The sequence below is a fragment of the Haloarchaeobius lipolyticus genome, assembly GCF_051208015.1.
GTDB lineage: Archaea > Halobacteriota > Halobacteria > Halobacteriales > Natrialbaceae > Haloarchaeobius.
The window spans coordinates 450,526-472,140 of record NZ_JBPKGF010000003.1; the positions used below are offsets into that span (position 1 = coordinate 450,526).

General features: G+C 67.0%; 20 protein-coding genes. 13 read left to right on the forward strand and 7 right to left on the reverse strand.

What is annotated here, in order from left to right; all coding sequences use genetic code 11:
* Positions 1–44: 44 nt before the first annotated feature.
* The 4 genes from ACSC1Y_RS12035 to ACSC1Y_RS12050 form a co-directional block, all read right to left on the reverse strand.
* Positions 45–1,193, reverse strand: coding sequence for a DUF373 family protein (locus tag ACSC1Y_RS12035; RefSeq protein WP_435335102.1), 1,149 nt, complete (start codon positions 1,191–1,193; stop codon positions 45–47).
* A gap of 54 nt (positions 1,194–1,247) precedes the next feature.
* Positions 1,248–2,240 (reverse strand): signal peptide peptidase SppA, encoded by a 993-nt coding sequence (gene sppA / locus ACSC1Y_RS12040; RefSeq protein WP_435335103.1) that lies wholly within the window; start codon positions 2,238–2,240, stop codon positions 1,248–1,250.
* Between the two features lie 109 nt (positions 2,241–2,349).
* Complete coding sequence (locus tag ACSC1Y_RS12045; RefSeq protein WP_435335104.1) at positions 2,350–3,240, reverse strand: coiled-coil protein; 891 nt, start codon at positions 3,238–3,240, stop codon at positions 2,350–2,352.
* A gap of 244 nt (positions 3,241–3,484) precedes the next feature.
* Positions 3,485–5,338: a hypothetical protein gene (locus ACSC1Y_RS12050; protein ID WP_435335105.1), complete on the reverse strand. Its 1,854-nt coding sequence runs from the start codon at positions 5,336–5,338 to the stop codon at positions 3,485–3,487.
* Positions 5,339–5,489: 151 nt separating this feature from the next.
* Between ACSC1Y_RS12050 and ACSC1Y_RS12055 the strand changes: the two genes are divergently transcribed.
* The 4 genes from ACSC1Y_RS12055 to ACSC1Y_RS12070 all read left to right on the forward strand — a co-directional run bounded on the left by ACSC1Y_RS12055 (position 5,490) and on the right by ACSC1Y_RS12070 (position 7,524).
* Complete coding sequence (locus ACSC1Y_RS12055; RefSeq protein WP_435335106.1) at positions 5,490–5,642, forward strand: hypothetical protein; 153 nt, start codon at positions 5,490–5,492, stop codon at positions 5,640–5,642.
* 25 nt (positions 5,643–5,667) lie between these two features.
* The gene (locus ACSC1Y_RS12060; RefSeq protein WP_435335107.1) at positions 5,668–6,081 is read left to right on the forward strand and encodes a DUF371 domain-containing protein; all 414 of its coding nucleotides are present in this window, start codon (positions 5,668–5,670) and stop codon (positions 6,079–6,081) included.
* An 88-nt stretch (positions 6,082–6,169) separates the two neighbouring features.
* Positions 6,170–6,988, forward strand: coding sequence for an endonuclease III domain-containing protein (locus ACSC1Y_RS12065; RefSeq protein ID WP_435335108.1), 819 nt, complete (start codon positions 6,170–6,172; stop codon positions 6,986–6,988).
* Between the two features lie 302 nt (positions 6,989–7,290).
* Positions 7,291–7,524 carry a hypothetical protein gene (locus ACSC1Y_RS12070; protein ID WP_435335109.1) on the forward strand — a complete coding sequence of 78 codons (234 nt, stop codon included), beginning with the start codon at positions 7,291–7,293 and terminating at the stop codon, positions 7,522–7,524.
* Positions 7,525–7,574: 50 nt separating this feature from the next.
* Here the strand turns inward: ACSC1Y_RS12070 and ACSC1Y_RS12075 are convergent, their stop codons facing one another.
* Positions 7,575–7,991 carry an EamA family transporter gene (locus ACSC1Y_RS12075; RefSeq protein WP_435335110.1) on the reverse strand — a complete coding sequence of 139 codons (417 nt, stop codon included), beginning with the start codon at positions 7,989–7,991 and terminating at the stop codon, positions 7,575–7,577.
* A gap of 257 nt (positions 7,992–8,248) precedes the next feature.
* On the reverse strand, positions 8,249–10,171 hold the full coding sequence (locus ACSC1Y_RS12080; RefSeq protein WP_435335111.1) for a beta-CASP ribonuclease aCPSF1: 1,923 nt from the start codon (positions 10,169–10,171) through the stop codon (positions 8,249–8,251).
* 332 nt (positions 10,172–10,503) lie between these two features.
* On the opposite strand from ACSC1Y_RS12080, the gene ACSC1Y_RS12085 reads away from it, so the two are divergent.
* From ACSC1Y_RS12085 to ACSC1Y_RS12105, 5 genes are all read left to right on the forward strand, one after another.
* Positions 10,504–11,004, forward strand: coding sequence for a DUF7984 family protein (locus ACSC1Y_RS12085; RefSeq protein WP_435335112.1), 501 nt, complete (start codon positions 10,504–10,506; stop codon positions 11,002–11,004).
* Complete coding sequence (locus ACSC1Y_RS12090) at positions 11,001–11,444, forward strand: DUF488 domain-containing protein (protein WP_435335113.1); 444 nt, start codon at positions 11,001–11,003, stop codon at positions 11,442–11,444. Before ACSC1Y_RS12085 ends, ACSC1Y_RS12090 begins: the two co-directional genes overlap by 4 nt.
* 141 nt (positions 11,445–11,585) lie before the next feature.
* Positions 11,586–12,080, forward strand: a complete 495-nt coding sequence (locus tag ACSC1Y_RS12095) for an OB-like fold-containing membrane protein (protein WP_435335114.1) — start codon at positions 11,586–11,588, stop codon at positions 12,078–12,080.
* Entirely contained in the window at positions 12,077–12,586 is a 510-nt protein-coding gene (locus tag ACSC1Y_RS12100) for a hypothetical protein (protein ID WP_435335116.1), read from the forward strand. The genes ACSC1Y_RS12095 and ACSC1Y_RS12100 overlap by 4 nt, the downstream gene beginning before the upstream one ends.
* 25 nt (positions 12,587–12,611) lie before the next feature.
* On the forward strand, positions 12,612–13,100 hold the full coding sequence (locus tag ACSC1Y_RS12105) for an 8-oxo-dGTP diphosphatase (protein WP_435335117.1): 489 nt from the start codon (positions 12,612–12,614) through the stop codon (positions 13,098–13,100).
* On the opposite strand, the gene ACSC1Y_RS12110 is transcribed toward ACSC1Y_RS12105, so the two are convergent.
* Positions 13,090–13,812: a DUF6663 family protein gene (locus ACSC1Y_RS12110; RefSeq protein WP_435335118.1), complete on the reverse strand. Its 723-nt coding sequence runs from the start codon at positions 13,810–13,812 to the stop codon at positions 13,090–13,092. The two genes, ACSC1Y_RS12105 and ACSC1Y_RS12110, sit on opposite strands and share 11 nt — an antisense overlap.
* A gap of 160 nt (positions 13,813–13,972) precedes the next feature.
* Here ACSC1Y_RS12110 and proS point away from each other — a divergent pair, with 160 nt between their 5' ends.
* From proS to ACSC1Y_RS12130, 4 genes are all read left to right on the forward strand, one after another.
* Positions 13,973–15,427: a proline--tRNA ligase gene (gene proS, locus ACSC1Y_RS12115; RefSeq protein WP_435335119.1), complete on the forward strand. Its 1,455-nt coding sequence runs from the start codon at positions 13,973–13,975 to the stop codon at positions 15,425–15,427.
* A gap of 150 nt (positions 15,428–15,577) precedes the next feature.
* Positions 15,578–20,149, forward strand: a complete 4,572-nt coding sequence (gene gltB, locus ACSC1Y_RS12120) for a glutamate synthase large subunit (RefSeq protein ID WP_435335120.1) — start codon at positions 15,578–15,580, stop codon at positions 20,147–20,149.
* 75 nt (positions 20,150–20,224) lie between these two features.
* Complete coding sequence (locus ACSC1Y_RS12125) at positions 20,225–21,214, forward strand: NAD-dependent epimerase/dehydratase family protein (RefSeq protein ID WP_435335121.1); 990 nt, start codon at positions 20,225–20,227, stop codon at positions 21,212–21,214.
* A gap of 115 nt (positions 21,215–21,329) precedes the next feature.
* Entirely contained in the window at positions 21,330–21,509 is a 180-nt protein-coding gene (locus tag ACSC1Y_RS12130) for a hypothetical protein (protein ID WP_435335123.1), read from the forward strand.
* Positions 21,510–21,615 lie beyond the last annotated feature (106 nt).

Consider the following 21,615-nt stretch of genomic DNA (forward strand, 5'->3'; position numbering starts at 1 on the left):
GCCTGAACGACGGGACCGGGGGGCTAAACGTGTGACGGACTGGGTCAGGAACCCTGCTCCATCTCGACGTCCTCGATGGTCGTCCCCGAGAAGATGGAGGCGATGCGGACGCCGACGATAGCGAGCAGGACGGCGATTCCGACGAACGCGGCGAGTCGCTCGCCTGCGGTCACGTCGAACGGCCCGTAGGAGCGCTGGCCGATGCCAAGGCGGGGGACGACGACGGGCTCGATGAGCCGCGCCCGTTCGAGGAAGTACGCCGAGATGCCCCGGATGACCAGTGAGACCGAGACCAGCGTGAACGGCAGGTTCAACATCGCGGACGAGACCGGCTCTTCGCCGATAGCCTCGTCCAGGAGCCGTCCGATGCTCGCGATCGCGCCCGCCATCGCCAGCCACGGGATGGCGTCGTAGACGAACCGCATCGCGGGAACCACCACGCCTTGCGGGTCGGCGAGCCCCTGGACGCTGACGACGCCGACGAACAGCCCGACCATCGTCAGCCCCGCCGCGACCACGTAGGTCACGACGGAGACGTTCCCGGAGTAGAGCGCGCCTCTCGCCTGGAGCGCCGCGTCTTTCAGCAGCTCGTCGACCGCGAACCCCTTGTACAGGAGGAAGACGCCGACGATGGCGGTGATGGTCGCCGCGCCGATGGCCGGCCCCTGCCAGAGGGCCAGTGCCGGAAAGGCGACGAGCGCCAGTCCGAGAGGGACGAGGACCGTCTGTCGAAGCTCCTCGTCCGCGAGGAACTGTTTGAGCAGGTAGTACGTCGACTCGATGTCGCGAGCCTGCCGGACGACCACGCGGTCGACGGAGTCGACCCTGAGCCGCGACTCGATGACGGGGACGAGGCGTTCGTCCTGTGCACTGTCGATGACGACCACCGCGGAGTCGAGGTCGTAGCGTTCGATGAACTGGTCGAGCTGGTGTGCAACGGCCCGGTCGGCACCGACGACGGTGTCGCTCGTCCCCGAGACGACCGCGACCACGGTCTCTTCGTTCTCGTCGCGGAGGTCTCGCGCGACGCGAAGTGTCTCGAGTAGACAGTTGACACTGGAATCTTCAGGGTCGGCGAGACCGACGTCGGTGACGAGCGAGCGGACCGCTTCCCAGCCAACGACAGGCGTCTCCAACCCCGTCTTCCGCCCGATGTCGTCGGTACGGTCGACACAAACGACGAGCGTAGCCACTACGGAAAGCGAACACGAGCGAGTACAAAAAACTGCCGCGCCCTGCGCCGTCGTCTACAGCCGGAGTCTGGTCTCGTCGTCTAGAACGGCGCTCCCGAGGCCCGACCCGAACGCGTACGCGACGCGAACCGCCCCGCCCCGAAGACGCTCCGAGAGCGAATACTCCGGATGGAACGGCTCGACCGTCACCGGCTCGTCGAGTAAGGCTTCGAGACGGTCCTCCACGTCGTCCCGCGTCCCGACCTCGTCGACGAGTCCGCGTTCGCGGGCGTCCCGTCCCAGGTAGACACGCGCCTCGGTCGCTCGAACCTCGTCACTACCAAGCTCGCGGCGCTCCGCTACCTGTTCGACGAACTCGTCGTAGTAGTCGTCGACGAGTCCCTGCAGGTACTCACGCTCCGGTTCGGTGAACTCCTTCAGTGCGGCGCCTGCGTCCTTGTACTCGCCGGCGACGAGCGTCTGGTCGGACACGCCGAGTCGATCGGCCAGCTCCTTCGCGTTCACCTGCGTGAGCCTGACGCCGATGCTCCCGACGATGGTCCCGTCGCGGACCCATATCTCGTCGCAGCCGACCGCGATGGCGTAGCCGCCGCTGGCACACACGTCCGTCGCGTAGGCCAGCACGGGGCCGTCGAACCGTTCGACTGCGAGACGGATGTCGTCGCTCGGGACGACGTCGCCACCGGGCGTGTTCAGCTCGACCAGCAGGGCGTCGACCGACGGGTCCTCGTCCGCCTGGTCGACGAGGTCGACCACCTCGTCGGCGTGCGCCCCCAGGGGCGACCCGGGAAGGACGCCCGCGCCGCCATCGCGCGAGATGGGGCCGTCCACCGCGACCGAGGCGACGTTGTAGTCGACGACGGTTAGTCGGGCAGCTCGGGCCGCGAGTCTCGCGGCGAGCAGGCCGCTCGCGAGAGTCAACAGTACCTCGAGCGTCCCGAACGCGCCCGCGGCTATCTCGTCGAACAGGAGCCAGCCGCCGGCGATGCCGACTGCGCAACCGGCCGCCGTGAGTGCGCCGCGGGCGAGACGTGTGCGTGCTTCCATGCCCCGCGATTCGGCCATACGGCTCAAAGCGGTTGTGTTCGCGAGAAAATCAGTCGGTCGGACGTCGATGCGGCGAAACCGCAGTCAGAGAATGTCCCCGATTACGCGCTTAGAGACGGCCGGCCTTCTGCAGCTTCATGAGGTCCTCGGTGTCGAGGGTCTCTCCTTCCTTGAACTTCTGGTAGATCTCCTCGGCCTCGGCCTCGACTTCCTCGCGCTTCGCGTCGCGCTTGGACTGCTTTGCCTCTTCCTCCTGCTTGTCCATCTCGCGCAGGCGCTTCTGGACGCGGACGAAGTCCTCGTGGTGGCGGTCTGCCGCCTCCTGAGCCTCGACGAACTTCTCGTGCATCTCGTCGGCTTCGTCACGGATGTCGTCGGCCTCGCGGTAGGCCTCGATCATCTGGTTGTGGTGCTCCTGGGCCTGGTCGGCGAGCTCCGTCACCTTCTGGTGGTGCTGGGACGCCTCGGAGCGAACCTCCTCGGCCTCGTCGACGAGCTCGTCGAGGTCGTCGTTCTGGCCCATCTTCTCCTTGCGGGACTGGTACTCCTCACGCTTGGCCTCGATCTTCTCGATGAGCTCGCGCTCCTCGTCGGCCGAGAGGACCTCGGTCTGCTGTTTGAACTCGAGGTCTTCGATCTCGGACTCGAGCTCCTCGAGGTCCTTGCCGTCGTCGAGTTCGAGGTCTGATTTCAGCTCGTCGACCTTGTCGAAGTGCTCGTTGGCTTCCGCGTTGAGCTCGTTACGCTTCTGCTTGTGCTCCTGGACGAGCTCGTTGAGCTCGTCGCGCTTCTCGCGGTGCTGCTGCGCTTCGTCTACCTTCTCGCGAGTCTTCGCGTTGAGGTCGTCGCGCTTGGAAGCGCGCTCAGAAGCCATCTGGTTGAGTTCGTTACGTCGGTCTCGCAGCTGCCCTGCGAGCTTGATGAGCTGGCCCTTGGATTTGTTTTCAAGGTCGTCTTCGGTGAGTTCTACGTTCTTGGATGTGTCTATCGAATCAGCCATTGTGTTCGTACCTCGATTCCGTCCCGCGCCGGACGGTAGCAACCGCTAACAGCCTGCGACACCTCGGGGACAAGATTCCGTGTCATTCTGGTCGGCTATCGATGCTACCGGAACACCGGCGGCGTTCTGGTATCAGCTAATACCACGGCAACTAATTTAAATGTACCGATTACCTGGAAACCGGGAATCGAACGACGGAGGCCACCTAACGTGTGTAAATGACTACCACGGGCATTCAGGGCGCTTATAAAGAGTACACGTTCACGGCGCGGAACGAGTCGGTCTCGACGGCGAGCTCCAGACGGTCGGCGCCGCCTGGGACCGAGGCAGTTCCGACGTCGACGCGTTCGCCGGGGTCGGCTACGACCGAGACCGACTCGCCGGCGTCGCCCGCGGTCCACGTGACGGTGCCTTCGACGACCCGTGAGAGGTCGTTGACCACCGTGACCGGAACCGACCCCGGCGGTGACTCGGTGGCGATGGCGACCACGGGCTGGTAGGCGGTTCTGAGGGAGTCGAACGCAGGTTTTCTCGTCCCATCTGCGGCCACCACCCCCATCCCGCCGCCGGGTCCCGCGTCGCGCAGGCAGAAGGCGGCGAGGACGTTCGCCCCTCGCACCCGGAGCGCTTCGGCGACGCGTTTCACGATCCGGGCCTGCGTCGCCTGTGACCTGTCCGGATCGTCGCTCCCGACGACCGCGTCGTGTCGAGCGCGGTCGAGGCCGGGCGGGGACGCTCCCGCCGTGGTCACCGACCCGGCCCCGAACTCCGAGACCACCGCACCGTACTCCGGGTGTTTCGCGAGGAGCCAGGACACGCCGTCGGCGTCACCGTACCGCCAGCCGGGGTATAGATGTGCGGCGTCGGGGGTCGTCCCTGGCTGCCCGCAGACCGGGAAGACGGCCGCGTCGGCCGGGAAGCCGGTCGCGATCGCCTCGGCGGCCGACCGGTCGACCGTGGTTCCGGACAGTCGTCGGCCGAACCGGAACCGGTCTACCCGGCCGCTTCCGAGCCGTTCCGGGAACGGGTCAGCCGGGTCGTCGTGGACGCCGAACAGGCGGATGGACGGATGGTGGTCGTACGTCGCCGACAGGGCTCGCGCCAGCTCCCGGCCGCGTTCCGGGTCGACGGTCTGCGGGCCGGACAGGGGGAGGTCCTGCCAGACGAGGACGCCTGCTTCGTCCGCAGCGTCGTAGAACGCCTGCGGCAGCGCGTGGGCGTGGACCCTGACGAGGTCGCAGTTCGCGTCGACGGCCGCTTCCAGGTCCGTCAGCGGGTCCAGCCCCGGAAGAACGTTGACCCCTCTCACCCGGACCCGCCGGCCGTTGACCCACAGCCCGTCGTCGTAGGAGACGTCACAGACGCCCGTCGTCACGCTCCGCTCCTGGTCGCCGAACTTCGCCCGGACGGTGTAACGGTGCTGGTCGCCGTGGGTTCGCGACCACCAGTACGACGGGTCGTGGAGTTCGAGCGTCCGTGTGACGGTGATGCGTTCACCCGGGTCGGCGACGACCCGCTCTCGCTCCATCGCGGCGCCGCCGCGGAAGCCCTCGGGCCGGACCGACAGCGTCACCGCCTCGTCGACGGCGTCGCCAGCGTCCACACAGACCGCGACGTCGATGACCGCTCCCTCGTCCGTCAGGCGGGGATTGACCGTGAGGTCGGCGAGATAGGTCGGGGGCCGGAGCCGCAGATGGGCACCCCACCAGATCGCCGGAACGGCCAGCTCCGGAGTGACGAGATCGGTCTCGTAGACCCCACCGAAGCCATCCTCAGGGCGACGACACTCCACGACGAGTTCGTTCTCCGCGGCCGGTTCGAACTCGAACTGGGCGGGTTGGAAGTACGTGTCGTGCGTTCCGAGTAGCGTTCCGTCGAGCCAGATTCGCGCGTGACCGTACACGCCCTGCAGTTCGAGGAGGGCGCGCTGTGCCGGGGTCCGGCGGGGATCGCCGAACCGAAGGCGGTAGGCAACCGCGTCCGCCCCGGCGAACTGGGCTGGTCGACCGGGAACCGCGACCGGTTCCCACGACTCGACCTCGGGTGGCTCTGCCCCGGTCGACGCTCGTACGACCCCACCCTGCCACTGGCTCGCCATATGTGAGCGAATCGCGTCCGCGACCACGAAAGGTCTTGTTGCCGATTCTCGGGCGCTCACGCTCGTGGGTCGGCCGGCTCACTCGGGTTCACTTTCACTTTCACCGCGCGGTTGGCTCGGTTTAACGTGTCCGTAGCCTGTCTCTCCATTCATGCTCGAACGCCTGACCGCGACGTGCGAGGGCTGTGACCAGACACTCGACGCAGCCGGCGCGACCTTGACCATGCGCACCGCTGGTGGCGTCCGCCGCGCCTACGAGTGCGAGTGCGGGGCGGTTACGGTCACGGTGGTTCGCGAAGATTAAACCCGGCCGGTCGGTATGCCGTCGCATGAAAGAGGTCATCCACGCCCGCGGCCACGAGAACGTCTCCGCCGAGCACACGAGCACCTTCGAGGTGACGACGGACGACTTCCTCACGCCTGCAGGCGACTGTATCCTCGCCATCGACGCCGACCGGTCGCCCGCCGATTTCGACCCGGCCTTCAGGGACGCCTGTCGCGAGCAGGGGGCCCGCATCACCTTCACCATCGAGGCCGACGGCCACACCGACTCCGTGACCGGCCTCGGTCATCCGGACCTCGAACTGACCGACGACCGAAGCCTCGTCGGACGGACCTCCGACTACATCGACGACCGGACCGTCCTCCTCGCCGCTCCGTTCGCCGCAGAGGGCTTCGACCGCGACCTCGTTGCCGCGCTCGCCGACGGCGCGGAGGCACGCGTCGTCCTCGAGGTCGAATGAGCCTCCTCGTCGGGTGAACCGACCGTCGACTGACGGACGCCCCGCCCGGAACCCGGCGGCTTTGACGGTCCCGCTCCTAGGGCCACGCATGTCCGACGACGAACCTACAGAGAACATCTCCGGTGGCCCCGGCGGAGGCGGGAGCCCGGCCGAGTTCGAGCCTGGTGAGGCCGCGACACGCGCCGAGGCGGTCGTCGACCGGCTCGGCGAACTGTACTGGCAGAAGGCCTACGGTGGGCAGGATGCGTTCGAGTGTCTCGTCAGGACAATCCTCAGTCAGAACACGAGCGACAAGGCGAGCCAGCCGGCACACGACGACCTCATGGCCCGGTACGGTCCGGCCGACGAACTTGCAGAGACGCTCGCCGACGTCCGCGACGACGAACTCGCAGAGACCATCGCCTCGGCTGGTCTCTACAACCAGAAAGCGGAGGTCATCCGCCGCGCCGCGGAATGGGTGCTCGACGAGTTCGGCTCGACCGACGGCTTCGACGCGTTCGTGAAAGACGGCGAGCCAGCGATGGTCAGGGAGACCTTGCTCTCCGTCTCGGGCGTCGGCCCGAAGACCGCCGACTGCGTCCTCCTGTTCTCGGGCGGACGCGGCGGTGTCTTCCCCGTCGACACGCACGTCCACCGTATCGCCCGCCGGATGGGACTCGCACCAGCCGACGCCGACCACGAGGGGGTGCGAGCGGCGCTCGAAGAGGCCGTCCCGGCGGCGAAGTGCGGTTTTGGACACACGGCGATGATACAGTTCGGCAGGGAGTACTGCACCGCCCGGAAGCCGGCCTGTCTCGACGACCCTGAAGCGTGTCCGCTCGCCGACCTGTGCGACCAGGTGGGTGTCTCGCCGGCACTTGGGACCGTCGTCGACCCATCGGAGGCAGATTCCCTGGAGACGCTCTGACTCGGCTCGTATCATGCGATATACTTTTGACCCTGGGTATCGAGTGAAGCAGTACGTAGTCCGACCGAAACCTGGATACATCAAGGTGATGTTGGGTCTGGCGAACGGGGGTCCCAACCAGTGATCCAGTGCGCGAACCTCTGTCGCGCACTCGACCGGAGGACGAATCGCGGGAGGAAAACCAGCAATGAGCAACAGATTCACGACCGTCTTCACTCGAGTTCCAGTCTCGTCACCCGCGGCCAGATGGGTGAGTGTATTCCCTGCCGAACCGGTTATCGGTCGACGACGGGGTGCGTGAGATGGCGACGCGAAAGCCGAGACTCTGCCACGTCTCCTGCCCCTTCGACGATTGTACGGATGCGGGCAAGGCGCTCATCCCGCACGACACGGAGGTCTCGGTAACAGTCGCCGAGCCCAGCGTGGACGGGAAGCAGTTCGATGGGATGGTCCGGGGCGGCTGCGCCGAGCATCAGTTCTACGTCTACTTCCAGAAACGCCACTCCGTGCAGGAACTGGAGCGGAAGAAGCAGTGAACCGCCTCGGGGCTTGGCCTCGAGGCACTCGCTTTGATTCTCTGTAGAGCTCAGTTCGTCAGCAGCACGACCGCCAGCACGGCGAACCCGAAGCCAGCCGCGTCCGTCAGTTCGAGCGGTTGTTCCAGGAACGCGATAGCGAGCGCGGCAGCGACGACGAAGTAGAGCGCCGATATCGTCGTCACGACACCGGTCGTATCACCACGCTCGAGTCCCGCGTAGAACGCGACCGCACCGATTCCTGAGAACACTCCGGCGACCGCCGCCACCGCGAGTCCTTCTCTCGTGTACGTAATACTTTCCGGTCGCGTGACCACGTAGGCCCCCGCCAGTGCCGTCCCGACGAGGTAGGAGACGGTCATCGCCACCGTAGGAGAGACCGTCCTGGTCGCGACGTCGGCGACGACGGCCCAGCAGCCCCACGCGACCATCGCGAGCAGCGCCCAGGCGACCGCTGAGTTGAACATGGTCTGGGGTGGCGCACCTGCGGGGTTAACGGTTCGGAGTCCAGACGGCGGGTCGTCCGTGTGTGCCTTCACCCGTCCTGTCGAAGCCGGAGCCGGAACACCGTCGTGTGGGTGGTGTACAGCCCACCCTCGCGAGCGAGGTCGGCGAGGGTGCCGCTAGCGGTAAGGAGAGACCGTCTGAAGCGGGGGAGCTTAGTGCCGAAATACGACAGAAACGTGGAGTGTCTTCTGGTGAACGGGGCCCGGCCGCGTCCTCGTTACTTGAACCGGAACGTCTCCAGGTTCTTCGGGGCGAACGTCCGCATGTTGAACTCGTGGTAGAGCGCGGAGGAGAGGTCCTGCACCGAGCTCTCGTCGCCGTGGACGCAGAGCACCTTCTCCGGCCGCGGGTTCATCGTCCGGACGAAGTCCATCAGGCCCTGCCGGTCGGCGTGGCCGGAGAAGCCGTCGACGGTCTCGACGTCCATCTTCATCTTCATCGTGCTGCCGCGACCGCCGCCGTTGCCGCGGTCGTTGATGGGTATCTCGTCCCAGCCGTTCTGGATGCGGCGACCGAGCGTCCCCTGTGCCTGGTAGCCGACGAAGACGAGCCGGGAGTTCTCGTCGGGACCGACGTGGCGCAGCCAGGACATGATCGGTCCGCCGGTGACCATACCGGACGTGGAGAGGATGATGGCGGGGCCGCCGTCGGCGACGTCCTGTCGCTCCTCTTCGCCGCCGTCGATGTGGTTGAACTCCTCGGCGAGGAACGGGTTCTCGTCCTCGTGGAAGATGCGGTCGCGGAGGTCGTCGCGCAGGTACTCGGGGTAGGTCGTGTGGATGGCCGTCGCCTCCCAGATCATCCCGTCGAGGTGGACCGGCATCCGCGGGATGTCGCCGTTGCGCATCGCCCGTTCGAGCACGAGCATTATCTCCTGGGACCGGCCGACCGCGAACGCCGGGATGAGGACCTTCCCGCCCTTGTCGTGGGTCTCGTTGATGACCTCGATGAGCTTCTCCTCGGAGTCCTCCTGGTCCGTCTGGTAGTCGTTGCGGCCGCCGTAGGTCGACTCCATGACGAGCGTCTCGACTCGCGGGAAGTCGTTGACCGCGCCGTTGAACAGGCGCGTGTCCTTGTAGTGGATGTCGCCGGAGAACGCGACGTTGTAGAGGCCGTCGCCGATGTGGAAGTGGCTCACGGCGGAGCCGAGGATGTGACCCGCGTTGTGGAACGTGAGCTTCACGTCGGGCGCGATGTCGGTCACGTCGCCGTACTCGAGCGGGATGGTGTGCTTGATCGCCTCGCGGACCATCTCGGACTCGTACGGCGGGGTACGTCCCTCCTTCGCCGCCACGTCGAGGTAGTCGAGCGTGAGCAGGCCCATCAGGTCGCGGCTCGGCTCCGTCGTGTAGATGGGGCCGTCGTAGCCGTACTTGTAGAGGAGCGGGACGAGCGCGGAGTGGTCGAGGTGAGCGTGGGTCAGGACGACCGCGTCGATGCTGTTGAGCGGCGTCGCCTCGGGGACGTGGAGGTACGGGACCTCGTCCTCGGCACCGGGCTTGTCGCCGCAGTCGATGAGGATGCGCGTCTCGGGCGTCGAGAGGATGAACGAGGCGCGACCGACCTCGCGGCAGCAGCCGAGCGTCGTGATGCGGACCCACTCGTCCTTCGACATCTCCTCGCGGTGGATCTGCCGGCCGACGCGTTCGAGGATGTCCCGGCGGTCCTCGCGCTCCTGTTTGAGGAAGTTGCGGACGTTGGAGACGGTCGAGGACTCGATGGGTGGCGTCCGGACGACCTCGGGCGTCCAGCCGACCTTCTGAGTTATCTCGCGCAGGGTCGAGCCGTGACGGCCGATGACCATCCCGGGCTTCTGGGCCTCGATGACGACCTCGCCGGTGTCGGCGTGGAAGTCGAGGTCCGTGACGCCGGCCTCCTCGGGGATGACGCCCATGATGTCCTCACGGGCGGACTCCGGCGGCGAGAGGACGTCCGGGTCCGGACGGACGGTGATACGTTTTCGTAGCTTGGAGGCGAGCTTCCGGATGAGGTCGCCCTGCTGGGCGAACTTCTTCGGGTCTCGAGTGTAGACGACGAGCTCCGGGCCTTCGTACTTGACCTCGGAGACGGTGATGTCGTCGGGAATCTCGCTGATAATCTCTGCTCGTAATTCTTCGAGTTGTTGGTCTACGGAACTCATAGCTCAGGAAAATGCGGTAGCGTGTCGTCCGTTCGTGGGCGGCCTGTACCCACACGTCGCTGGACGGTCCCTGGGAAGGTTGGCACGGTGGCACCCCGTTCGGGTACGGCCCCGCTGCGGTCGCACTGCTGGTGACCATATCGACGGCCACACGAGAGGCGCTGGAAGTCTGGAGTATTCTGGTACATTGTGGTGGTACCTGCGGTGAGAACCCATCCCAGACGCGTTCCTGTGCGGGAGGGCCCAGGGAGAACCCGCTTACCCGTCGCTATACTGTCCGAGTAATAAAAGCCTTCGCAATATACAGGAGAATCGCACACGTAGCAGGCACCATGCGACTGACACCAGACCGCGTGAAACGCGAGCGAGACTGGGTGTACGACCGGGCCAGCGTGGTCGTCCCCATCGTCAATCAGGTCCGGGCGGACCTCGGCGAGGTGTTCGACGTTCGCGTCGACCCGATCACCGAGGACCAGTTCCGTGCGGCGGTCGACGACCTGTTCGCCGACGGCGACCGGGCGGTCAACGTCGCCGCGCTCGTCGCGCTCCTGCGGGACCTCGACGTCGAGGGTGACTATCCCGGCTTCGTCGTCGACGAGGTCCTGGGGAGGGAGCTCGCCGGCACCATCGCCGGGAAACAGCCGCTTCGGACCCTCGGCGAGGCGACCTTTCACTTCGCGGACGTGCACACGAACGGCGAGGACGGGGACGCAGCCGGTGCGGACGACCTCGACGCGGCGCTCGCCGCCGGCTTCCAGGAGCTGCTCCCCGGCTGGGACTGGACCGAACGCGAGAGCCCCTTCTCCGTCGAACCGCGCGGAGACGACGGATGACCGACCAGGGTGCCGTCAGGGACACCTACGTCGCCGCGCTCCAGCACGACCTGTTCGAGGTTCGACCGGGCGAGACGCTGATCGGCGCCGTCAGGCGTCCCACGCGCTGGTTCTCCGGCGCCGTCGACGAGAACCTCCCGGCGCTTGGACCGCCGGCCGACTTGCTCGACGAGACGAAGTCGGCCGAGGAGGACCTGAAGATGCAGGGCCTGTGCGCGGAGGGTGCCCACAACGCGGCGTGGGACCGGACCGAGTTCGAGTCGCGCTACCGGACGCACCTGCAGGAGTCAGACGCAGCACGGGAGGCGGTCGATTCGCTGGTCCGCCGGCTCGCCGACGGGGAGTTCATCGTCCTCGTCTGCTACGAGAACACGGCCAAGAAGCGGTGCCACCGGACGATTCTGCGGGAAGAGCTGTCGTCGCGGCTCGACGCGGTGTGACGTGAGTCGAGTAGCGACCGGCTCGAGTGGTGGCCGGAACCCTCGTCCGCTACGTCACTGAAGCGGCGACCGGGTCGACCGCCCGGATCGAGCGGTGACCCGACCGGAAACGGTTACTTCCCCGGGGTGGAGCCTCCGGGCATGAACGACCGGCCAGTCGTGCGGTTCTGTCTCGTCTGCCTGCTCCTCGGAACGGTCGGCTTCTTCATGCTGGACTACGCGGCCGAGGCCGATTCGCAGTCACACTTCCCGACCGACCCGGAGCTGGAACGGTCCTACCCGGCGTACCACGGCGAACGAGTCCACGTCTGGCTCGACGTGGTCGAGACGACCGAGGACGGCTTCGTCGGCGACTTCGGCGACGGCGTCACCTTCAGGGTGACCGACGCGAGCTCGGGCGTCGAGCCGGGCGATACGGTGCAGGTCTACGGGACCGCAGGTCCCGACAGGCGGATCGACGCGTCCCGTGTCGTCGTCTCCGACGGGGAGAACGTTCGGTACATGCTCGGCGTCTCGGTGCTCTCGGTGCTGCTCACGCTCGGGGCGGTCTTCTCGCACTGGCGGTTCGTCCCCGGGAAGCTGCAGTTCACCCCGCGCGGGGGTGCCGATACCGGTCGAGATTCGGGGAGACCATGAGCGACCTGCTGACCCACGTCCTCGCTGCGTACGTTCTCGCGACGGTCGCCTCGTGGCGGTTCAGTGCCATCGCCGCCAGACACGTCCCACTCGCGATGGTCGGGGCGGTGGTCCCAGACGCGGCGAAAGCCTACATGCTGACGGGGGACCCGAGGTTCGCGGTGGCAGGGGTCGAGCTCTCCTGGTACGCGCTCCAGACCGTCGGGGCGGCGGCCTGTTTCGTCCTCGCCGGGTCGTTGCTGTTCCCGCGGGAGGACCGACGCGTCGTGCTCGGCGTGCTCTCGGGCGCGGTCGGGTTGCACGTCTGTCTGGACTATCTCGTCATCCGTGCCGGCGGGCTCGCCCCGCCGTACCTCTACCCTCTGACGTGGGTGCAGCTTCCATCGGCCGACGTCTACCTGAGTTCGAGCCTGTGGCCATCCCTGGTCGCGGTCCCACTGGCCTGCGTCGTCTGGCTTCTGGACCGGCGGCGGTCCGGGGACGTCGACTCACAGCGGCAGGGCTAACTGACTGGCAGCCTCGACGTCGACCATGGACGGCGACGTGGACGAGGCCACGCTGTGTTTCATCTGCGACGGCGACGAGGTCCTCCTCATCGAGAAGAAGCGCGGGCTCGGGGCCGGACTGTACAACGGTCCCGGCGGGAAGGTCGAACCAGGCGAGACGCCGCGGGAGGCGGTGATCCGCGAGGTCAGAGAGGAGGTCAGGCTAGAGGTCGACGACCTGACCCGGCTCGGCGAACTGCTGTTCTACTTCGGCGACGAGCCGCTGTTCCGCTGTCACGCCTACCGGACGGAGTCGTACGCTGGCACACCCGAAGAGACGGCGGAGGCCGACCCGAAGTGGTTTCGGGTTGCCGAGGTACCGTACGACGAGATGTGGGAGGACGACCGGCTCTGGCTCCCGCACCTCCTGGACGGCAGGTCGGTTCGCGGCCGGTTCGACTTCGACGAGGACGGTGACGAACTGCTGGAGTACGAGCTGGATACCGACTGTTCGCTCGGACCGCTCATTCGGTGACCTTCGCACGCGACAGCGCCGCCCGTGAGATATCGGCCCGCGAGAGGCCAGCCCGCGAAAGCAGGGCGTCCAGCTCCCGCTGCGGTCCCGACGTGATGCCCGCACCGCGGGCGAGCTTCTTCGCGACCTGGGTATCCCGGTCGGCGAACTTCACCACCCAGAAGTAGGGCTGGCTCGGCGGGTTCGCGGCGACGAACTCCGCGGGCCTCCCCGCTGCGTGCTCGAACGACTCGTAGAACGACTCCTCGACGTCGCCGGCGACGAACGTCCACCAGAGGTCGTCAGGTTCGTCCTTCGTGGCGGCGGCGACGTACAGCTCGGCGACCGTATCGGGGACGTCGAGCTGGCGGGTCACTGCGAGAGGTTCGTCGCCCTCGTACGAGGCCGCGGCCTCGTTCCAGACCTCGTGGACCACGGTGGGCGTCACGTCGGACTGGAAGCCGACGAGCAGGCGCTGTGCATCGAGCACGCGGCACTCGGTGAACCGACCCGGATCTCCCGGATAGATACCGGCCCGGATGCGGTACCCGGCGTCGAGTTCGTCGACGGCCGCGCCGAGGTCGCCGCCGTAGTTCCGCGTCCCCACGGCGAGTACGCCGCCCATGTCGAACTCCTCGGGAAGCTCCTGCTCCTCGAGTGGCCTGACGAGCAGCTGGCTGCCACCTGTCCGGAAGCCGAGTACCCGCCATTCTCCGGTGAGGACCTTCGTCATCGCCTCGCTCCCAGCAGCTGCTGTACGGATTTCATCTTCACTAGAGAGGTACGGAGGAAAGATAAACGTGCTGTCACTAATGCGGTGCCTGCGGAGGCGTGTCACGACCCGTCGCACACCTTCAGGGGGTTTAAGACACCGACGAGAGTTCGTGTAGACAATGAGTGGAGAGCAGGAACTCGGGATGACAAAGAGCAAGGAGCACCAGACGGGCGAGTGGTACGCCGAACTCGTCCAGAAGGCGAAGCTGGCGGACTACGCGCCGATGGGCGGCTTCATCGTCACGCGTCCCCGCGGCTATGAGCTGTGGGAGCGGCTCCAGAACCACCTCGACGGCTGGTTCAAGGAGACGGGCGTCCAGAACAGCTACTTCCCGGTCCTCATCCCCGAGAGCTACCTCGAACAGGAGAAGGACATCGTCGAAGGGTTCGACCCGGAGGTCGCGTGGGTCACCCACGGCGGCCACGAGGAGCTCGAAGAGCGCCTCGCGGTCCGGCCGACCAGCGAGTCCATCATCACACCGTTCATGAGCAAGTGGATTCGCAGCCACCGCGACCTGCCGATGCAGCTCAACCAGTGGTGCTCGGTCATCCGGTGGGAGGCGACGGAGACGAAGCCGTTCTTCCGCACGAAGGAGTTCCTCTGGCAGGAGGGCCACACCGCCCACGCGACCGAGGACGACGCCTGGGACGAGGTCATGATGCGCCTCGGCCAGTACGAGCGGCTCTACGAGGACGTACTCGCCATCCCGGTGATGCGCGGCCGCAAGCCGGACCACGACAAGTTCCCTGGCGCGCAGATGACGACGACGGTCGAGGCGCTGATGCCCGACGGCAAGTCCGTCCAGGGCGGCACCTCTCACCACCTCGGCCAGTCGTTCGCGGAGGCCTACGACGTGACCTTCACGGACGAGGACGAGAACGAGGAGACCGCGTGGACGACCTCGTGGGGGCTCTCCTGGCGCGCCCTCGGTGCGCTCATCATGACGCACTCGGACGACCAGGGGCTCGTGCTGCCGCCCGCGCTCGCGCCCGAGCAGGTCGTCATCGTCCCCATCTACAACGAGGACAACAAGGACGAGGTGCTCCAGTACTCGAGCGAGATCGCCGCCGAACTGCAGGAGGATGGCGTCCGCGTCCACCTCGACGACCGGGACGAGCGCAACCCCGGCTTCAAGTTCAACGAGTGGGAGCTCAACGGCGTCCCGGTCCGCTTCGAGATCGGCGGCTACGAGGTCGAGGACGAGGAGGTCACCGTCGTCCACCGACCCGACGGCGAGGAAGTCAAAGAGGACCGCGCCGACATCGTCGAGGCGACCCACGACCACCTCGAAGCCGTCTTCGACAAGCTGTACGCGGCTGCCGAGAAGAACCTCGAGGAGAACATCCGCGAGGCCGACGAGCCGACCGAGATAATGGGCACCATCGGCCAGCACGGCGGCTACGTCAAGACGCCGTGGTGTGGCGACGAGGCCTGTGAGGAGGTCATCAAGGAGAAGGTCCACGCGGAGATAGTCATGCTCCCGCTGGACGAAGACGAGTCGCCCGACGCCGACGAGTGTACGATGTGTGGCGACGAGGCAACCGAGGTCGCGTACTTCGCGAAGTCGTACTGAAGGCGGGCACAGAGTCTCTCACGGTCTTTCTTTATTGACTCCGTTCTCGAATCGAGTCCACATATACTCCTTATATCCATGAGTATGTGTTAATAATACATTTAGTCATTGAGGAGTACGCTCTTATACGAGTCTGTGCCCCATGTAGACATGACTCAGCCACACCGGTCAGCCACCGCGAGCGACGGACTCGCGGACCCTGCGGACGAGCGATCCAACTGCGGCGTTGGGTTGGTGATGAACCTTCACGGCGGGCGGGGCCACGACGTCGTCGCCGACGCGCTCCAGCTCCTCGAGAACCTCGAACATCGCGGTACGACCGGCGCGGAACCGAACACGGGCGACGGCGCGGGTGTCCTGCTGCAACGGCCGGACGACTTCTTCGCGAGCATCGTCCCTGAGGCTCTTCCCGAGACGTACGCGGTCGGTTCTCTCTTCTTCCCACAGGACGCCGACACTCGCGAGCGACTCCAGTCGCTCGTCGCCGAGACGCTCGAGGACCGCGGTATCGACGTGCTGCACTGGCGCGACGTCCCGACCGACAACGACGGCCTCGGCCAGACCGCGCTCGACTCCGAACCCGACGTCTGGCAGTGCGTGGTCGCGCCGGCCGACGCGGGTATCTCTGCGGATTCCTTCGACACGATGCTCTACGAGGCCCGCCGCGTGGTCGAGACGCGCGTCGACGACGCAGGAATCGAGGGCGCAGAACGGTTCTACGTCTGCTCGCTCGACCGGAAGACCATCGTCTACAAGGGGCTGCTGACGGGCGAACAGCTTCCGAATTACTACGCCGACCTCCGCGACGAGCGTCTCGACTCGACGTTCGCGATGGTCCACGAACGGTTCTCGACGAACACCCTCGGCGCGTGGCACCTCGCCCACCCCTACCGGGGCATCGTCCACAACGGCGAGTTCAACACCATCCAGGGCAACGTGAACTGGATGCGGGCACGCGAGAACGACCTCGAGAGCGACCAGCTCGACCTCGACGCCGTCTCGCCCATCATCGGCGACCCCGACCAGTCCGACACCGCGAGCGTGGACGACGCCCTCCAGCTCCTCACCCAGGAGCGCGACCTGCCCCACGCCCTCCGGATGCTCGTGCCCGAGGCGTGGCGCGACGACGACGAGATGCCACAGGACAGAAAGGAGTTCTACGACTTCCACGCCTCGCTCGTCGAGCCGTGGGACGGGCCCGCGCTCGTCGCAGCGACCGACGGCGACCGGGTCGGTGCCGTCCTCGACCGGAACGGGCTCCGGCCGTGCCGCTACGACGTCACGACCGACGACCGGCTCGTGCTGGCCAGCGAGGCCGGTGCACTCTCGCTCGACGAGTCGGAGATTCGCGAGCGCGGCCGGCTCAAGCCCGGCCAGCTGTTCCTCGCGGACCCGACCGAGGGGCGCATCGTCCCCGACAGCGAGGTCTTCGACGAGCTGACGGACGAGCGCTACGGCGAGTGGGTCCGGAAGGAGCAGGTCAGCCTCGCGGACGAGGTGTCGGCGGAGGGCGAGGTGTCGGCCAGGTCCGACGACGACGCTGGCGCGTCAGCCACGGGGTCGTCGGCTCCCGGCGCCTTCGAGGGCGACCTCCGCGCCGCACAGGCCGCCTTCGGCTACACCCACGACGAGCTCGACCAGCTCATCGAACCCATGGCGACGAAGGGGAAGGACCCGGTCGGCTCGATGGGCGACGACACGCCACTGTCGGTCCTCTCGGACTACAACCGGCCGCTGTTCTCGTACTTCAAGCAGCTGTTCGCGCAGGTGACGAACCCGCCGCTCGACTACATCCGCGAGGAGCTCGTCACGTCCCTGGAGACGCGACTCGGGAACCAGCGGAACCTGCTCTCGGAGTCGCCGGAACACGCCCGTCAGCTCGTCGCCGACTCGCCCGTGTTCACCGATGCGGAGCTGGCAGCTGTCAAGGACCTGTCTACGAACGGGCTCTCCTCCGCGACGGTCGATACCACGTTCGCGCCGGAGACCGACCTCGAATCGGCGGTCGAACGGGTCCGCGAGGACGCTGCAGCCGCCATCCGCGACGGTGCAGACGTGGTCGTGCTCTCGGACCGCAACCTCGGCGAGGACCGGCTGCAGGTCCCCGCACTGCTCGCGATGGGTGCGGTCCACCACCATCTCGTCCGTAACGGCCTGCGGAACCGGGCCGGCGTCGTGGTCGAGTCGGGCGACCCGCGGACGGTCCACCACGTCGCGACCCTCGTCGGCTACGGTGCAGACGCCGTCAACCCGTACCTGGCGTTCCAGTCCATCGCGGACATCACGGCAGGCGCGGACGGGGCGGACCTGGAACAGGCAATCGAGGCATACATCGGCGCGGTCGAGCAGGGACTGCTCAAGACGATGGCGAAGATGGGAATCTCGACGGTCGAGAGCTACCAGGGTGCCCAGATATTCGAGGCAGTCGGGCTGAACTCCGACTTCGTCGCGGAGTACTTCGAGGGCACCGAGAACCGCACGGAGGGAATCGGTATCGACGACGTCGAGGCCGACCTCCGCGAGCGCCACGCTGTCGCCTTCGGCGAGGACCCACAGCTCGACCGCTCCGGCGAGTTCGAACACCGCTCCGGCGGCCTCCACCACCAGTGGAACCCGAAGACCGTCGGCGCGCTCCAACAGTCGGTCAGGAGCGGCGACTACGAGCGCTACCGGGAGTTCGCGGCCATGGTCAACGACCAGTCCGAACAGCTCCAGACGCTCCGCGGCCTGCTCGACTTCGAGTCCGACCGCGAGTCCATCCCCGTCGAGGACGTCGAACCCATCCACGATATCGTCGAGCGCTTCTCGACGGCCGCGATGAGCCTCGGGAGCCTCTCGCCCGAGGCACACGAGAACAACTCCATCGCGATGAACCGCATCGGCGGCAAGTCGAACTCCGGCGAGGGCGGCGAACCGCCGGAGCGCTTCGGCACGGAGAAGGAGTGCACCGTCAAGCAGGTCGCTTCCGGCCGCTTCGGCGTCACCTCCACCTACCTCGCCGAGGCCGACGAGCTCCAGATAAAGATGGCGCAGGGCTCGAAGCCCGGTGAAGGCGGCCACCTCCCCGGAGAGAAGGTCAACGAGATGATCGCCCACGTCCGGAAGGCGACGCCCGGCGTCGGCCTCATCTCGCCGCCGCCGCTGCACGACATCTACTCCATCGAGGACCTCAAGCAGCTCATCTTCGACCTGAAGGCGGCGAGCCCGGACGCAGACATCAACGTCAAGCTCGTCTCCGAGGCGGGCATCGGCACCATCGCGGCCGGCGTCGCGAAGGCGAACGCCGACGTGGTCCACATCTCGGGCCACTCCGGTGGCACGGGCGCCTCGCCCCGGACCTCCATCAAGCACGCCGGCCTCCCGTGGGAGCTCGGCCTCGCCGAGGCGACCCAGATGCTCCGCCAGACCGGCCTGCGCGACCGCATCCGCGTCAGCACCGACGGCGGTATGAAGACCGGCCGCGACGTGGCCGTCGCCGCCCTGCTCGGCGCCGAGGAGTACGTCTTCGGCACCGCCCCGCTCGTCACCTCCGGCTGCGTGATGGCCCGCCAGTGCCACAAGAACACCTGTCCGGTCGGCGTCGCGACCCAGCGCGAGGACCTCCGCGAGCGCTTCCCCGGCCAGCCCGAGCACGTCATCAACTACATGACGTTCATCGCGCAGGAGCTTCGCGAGATACTGGCAGAACTGGGCTTCGAGACGGTCGAGGAGGCCATCGGCCGCGTCGACTGTCTGACCCAGCGCGAGACCGACCACGCGAAGGCGGGTAAGCTCGACCTCTCCCCGCTCCTCGCGGACGTCGGGTCGGGTCCGCGCCGCAAGGTCCGCGAACAGGACCACGAACTCGACGACCACCTCGACCACACGCTGCTCGAGGACGCCGCAGAAGCCGTCGAGCGCGGCCAGCCGGTCGGCCTCGCGGGCGAGGTCTCGAACACCGACCGCGCCGTCGGTGCAATGCTCTCGAACGCCATCTCCAGCGAGTACGGCGAGGACGGGCTCCCGGCGGACACGGTCAACGTGACCCTCCGCGGCACGGCCGGCCAGTCCTTCGGTGCGTTCCTGGCACCCGGCGTCGCGCTCCACCTCGTCGGCGGGGCGAACGACCACGTGGGGAAGGGCCTCTCGGGTGGTCGAATCGCCGTCGAGACGCCAGGTGACGCGGGTTACGACCCAGACCGGAACGTCGCCATCGGCAACGTCGCGCTCTACGGCGCGACCGGGGGCGAGTGTTACGTCAACGGGGTCGCGGGCGAGCGCTTCGGCGTCCGCAACTCCGGCGCGACCGCCGTTGTCGAGGGCGTCGGCGACCACGGCTGCGAGTACATGACCGGCGGCGTCGTCGCCGTGCTGGGCGAGACGGGCAAGAACTTCGCCGCGGGGATGTCCGGCGGCGTCGCCTACGTCTACGACCCGGATGGCGAGTTCGACGGCCGCGTCAACACCGGCATGGTCCACCTCGAGTCCGACCTCGACCAGCGCGACGCGACGATGCTCCGCCGCCTCGTCGAGAACCACGTCGCCTACACCGACTCCGACCGCGGGCGGGCACTGCTCGACGACTGGGAGGCCGCCCTCGACTCGTTCGTGAAGGTGATGCCCGATGCCTACGAGCGCGTGCTCACCGAGGAGGACGCAGAGGACGTCCGCGAGACGCTCCCCGAGAGCGCCCTCGCTGGTGGCGACCAGACTGCACCCGGGTTCGCACACAGCGACGACTGATTCGCCAGCGAGAGCAACGACCGTCGGCTGGCCGCAATCACCACCGTTTTTCTCGCGCCTCCCGACGTCCCGTGCATGGACACGGCACTCGTCATCGGCGGCACCCGCTTCATCGGCCGCCACACGGTCTCTGAGCTACTGGACCACGACTACGAGGTCACCATCTTCAACCGCGGCAACCACGAGAACCCCTTCGAGTCCGACGACCGCGTCACCCACGTCGAGGGCGACCGAACAGACGACGCCGACCTCGCCGTCGCCGCCCGGGAGGCCGACCCCGACGTCGTCATCGACTGCGTCGCGTACCACCCGCGGGACGTCCGGCAGGCGTGCCGGGTCTTCTCCGACGTCGACGCCTACGTCTACATCTCCTCGGGCGACTCCTACGGCCGCGAGGAGATACCCAAGCGCGAGGGCGTGACCCCGCTCCGCGACTGCACCGACGAGCAGGCGACCGACGAATCGGACGAGACCTACGGCAACCGGAAGGCAGAGGGCGACCGCGCCGTCTTCGCGGCCGCCGAGAACGGCGTGAACGCGATGGCGGTCCGCCCCTGCATCGTCTACGGGCCCCACGACTACACCGAACGCCTGGACTTCTGGGTCTCCCGGGTGAACGAGTACGACCGAATCGTGGTTCCGGGCGACGGCACCAACGTCTGGCACCGGGCCTACGTCGAGGACGTGGCCAGCGCCCTGCGAATCGTCGCCGAGGAGGGGGAGGCAGGCGAGGTCTACAACGTCGGGGACCAGCGGCTCGTCACGCTCGAGGAGATGGTCGAGCTGATCGCCGATAGCCTCGGTGAGGATGTCGAGGTCGTCCACGCCTCCGAACGCGAACTCTCCATCGGCGACCTCTCCGGGGAGGAGTACGTGCTTTACCGGGACTACCCGCACGTCCTCGACACGACCAAGCTCGCGAGCCTCGGCTGGGAGTCGACGCCGCTGGAAGACGCGATGCAGGCCGCCGTCGACGACCACCTCGACTCCGACCGCGACGGGTCGGAGCACGACCCCGGCCGGGAGAACGAGGAGCGCGTGCTGGGCGTGTTGGACACGCTGTAGGTCGGCACTGTAGGTCGGCGCAGTAGGGCGGAATCGAGAGCGAGCGCTCGGACGGCGGCGAACTCCCCAGCGAACCGGCGATACTGGCTATACCCTCCTGGCACCAACCCCTCGCATGAAGGGGGAGAAACCGACCTTCCGTGTGCACGATGACGATGCCGGTCACGTCGTCGACTACTGCCCCGAGGACTACCTCGACTACGAGTACTCCGACGACGGCAACTGGCTCGTCCTGTCGTTCGAGGAGGACGGGCTGCTGGTGCAGCGGCGGTTCTTCATCGGCTACCCGGCCTGATATCGGTAGTATCAATCTGAATTTGGTTCGTGAGCGGCGTTTCAGTCCGAACAACGGTCGACGATTTCGAGTCGGTCTTTTTACAGCGACTCACAACGGAAACGAG

Bases quoted from the DNA above. Each gene is read 5' to 3' on its own strand.
- ACSC1Y_RS12110 (WP_435335118.1), bottom strand. From the start codon at position 13,812: ATGACGAAGGTCCTCACCGGAGAATGGCGGGTACTCGGCTTCCGGACA.
- ACSC1Y_RS12105 (WP_435335117.1), top strand. From the start codon at position 12,612: ATGGACGGCGACGTGGACGAGGCCACGCTGTGTTTCATCTGCGACGGC.
- gltB (WP_435335120.1), top strand. From the start codon at position 15,578: ATGACTCAGCCACACCGGTCAGCCACCGCGAGCGACGGACTCGCGGAC.
- ACSC1Y_RS12080 (WP_435335111.1), bottom strand. From the start codon at position 10,171: ATGAGTTCCGTAGACCAACAACTCGAAGAATTACGAGCAGAGATTATC.
- ACSC1Y_RS12045 (WP_435335104.1), bottom strand. From the start codon at position 3,240: ATGGCTGATTCGATAGACACATCCAAGAACGTAGAACTCACCGAAGAC.
- ACSC1Y_RS12085 (WP_435335112.1), top strand. From the start codon at position 10,504: ATGCGACTGACACCAGACCGCGTGAAACGCGAGCGAGACTGGGTGTAC.
- ACSC1Y_RS12050 (WP_435335105.1), bottom strand. From the start codon at position 5,338: ATGGCGAGCCAGTGGCAGGGTGGGGTCGTACGAGCGTCGACCGGGGCA.
- proS (WP_435335119.1), top strand. From the start codon at position 13,973: ATGAGTGGAGAGCAGGAACTCGGGATGACAAAGAGCAAGGAGCACCAG.
- ACSC1Y_RS12070 (WP_435335109.1), top strand. From the start codon at position 7,291: ATGGCGACGCGAAAGCCGAGACTCTGCCACGTCTCCTGCCCCTTCGAC.
- ACSC1Y_RS12090 (WP_435335113.1), top strand. From the start codon at position 11,001: ATGACCGACCAGGGTGCCGTCAGGGACACCTACGTCGCCGCGCTCCAG.
- ACSC1Y_RS12095 (WP_435335114.1), top strand. From the start codon at position 11,586: ATGAACGACCGGCCAGTCGTGCGGTTCTGTCTCGTCTGCCTGCTCCTC.
- ACSC1Y_RS12065 (WP_435335108.1), top strand. From the start codon at position 6,170: ATGTCCGACGACGAACCTACAGAGAACATCTCCGGTGGCCCCGGCGGA.
- ACSC1Y_RS12060 (WP_435335107.1), top strand. From the start codon at position 5,668: ATGAAAGAGGTCATCCACGCCCGCGGCCACGAGAACGTCTCCGCCGAG.
- ACSC1Y_RS12125 (WP_435335121.1), top strand. From the start codon at position 20,225: ATGGACACGGCACTCGTCATCGGCGGCACCCGCTTCATCGGCCGCCAC.
- sppA (WP_435335103.1), bottom strand. From the start codon at position 2,240: ATGGAAGCACGCACACGTCTCGCCCGCGGCGCACTCACGGCGGCCGGT.
- ACSC1Y_RS12100 (WP_435335116.1), top strand. From the start codon at position 12,077: ATGAGCGACCTGCTGACCCACGTCCTCGCTGCGTACGTTCTCGCGACG.
- ACSC1Y_RS12055 (WP_435335106.1), top strand. From the start codon at position 5,490: ATGCTCGAACGCCTGACCGCGACGTGCGAGGGCTGTGACCAGACACTC.
- ACSC1Y_RS12130 (WP_435335123.1), top strand. From the start codon at position 21,330: ATGAAGGGGGAGAAACCGACCTTCCGTGTGCACGATGACGATGCCGGT.
- ACSC1Y_RS12075 (WP_435335110.1), bottom strand. From the start codon at position 7,991: ATGTTCAACTCAGCGGTCGCCTGGGCGCTGCTCGCGATGGTCGCGTGG.